This window comes from Bartonella sp. AA86SXKL, assembly GCF_042196885.1.
This window is the reverse complement of record NZ_JBHIRE010000120.1, coordinates 1-888: the sequence shown is the minus strand read 5'-3', so window position 1 is coordinate 888 and position 888 is coordinate 1. Positions and strand designations below refer to the sequence as shown.

Annotated in this window: 1 protein-coding gene; it reads right to left on the bottom strand. The window is 44.7% G+C overall.

Annotated elements, in window-relative coordinates; genetic code table 11:
* A partial coding sequence (locus ACFIO5_RS10335) for a signal recognition particle protein (protein ID WP_375705355.1) occupies positions 1-862 on the bottom strand: 862 nt, incomplete at its 3' end.
* Between the last annotated feature and the right edge of the window lie 26 nt (positions 863-888).

Genomic DNA, 888 nt, shown 5'->3' with positions numbered 1-888 from the left:
TAGGATGAAATTCTTCCAAATCGTCTATTTTTTCCCCAATTCCGATTGCTTTTATCGGCTTTCCCGTTACAGCACGCATTGAAAGGGCGGCTCCACCGCGTCCATCACTATCCATACGTGTTAAAATAATTCCTGTAATTCCCACACGCTCATCAAAAGAACGTGCTAGATGGACAGCATCCTGACCAGTCAGGCTATCAGCAACCAACATAATTTCATGAGGACGGCAACAAGCTTTAATTTCAACTAATTCAAGCATCAAAGCTTCATCAATATGATTACGCCCTGCCGTATCAAGAAGCAGGACATCATAACCGCTAAGTTTAGCTGCCTGTACCGCACGTGTTGCGATATCGACGGGGGACTGTCCTGCAATAATGGGCAAGCTTGCAAGCTTTGCCTGTTCTCCTAATTGACGCAGTTGTTCCTGTGCTGCAGGACGACGTGTATCTAACGAGGCCATGAGAACTTTTTTATTGTGCTTATGGGTTAAACGCTTTGCCAACTTTGCTGTTTTTGTTGTTTTTCCAGAACCCTGTAAACCAATCATCATGATAACAACAGGTGCTGGTGCGTTTAGATCACTCAGAACGCCTTCATTTCCAAGCACATGAACCAGCTCGTCATGAACGATCTTAACAACCATCTGACCAGGTTTAATTGATTTAACAATTGCAGACCCAACAGCTTTTTCACGAACCCTATCAGTAAAAGAACGTGCGACATCAAGTGCAACATCGGCCTCTAACAAAGCGCGACGAATTTCTCGCAGTGCCGCTGCGACATCCTGATCCGACAAAGCACCACGCCCTGTTAAATGAGACAGGATGAAGCCAAGGCGTTCTTGTAAGGATTCAAACATCATTTACCTCATTGCTGCATAACAAA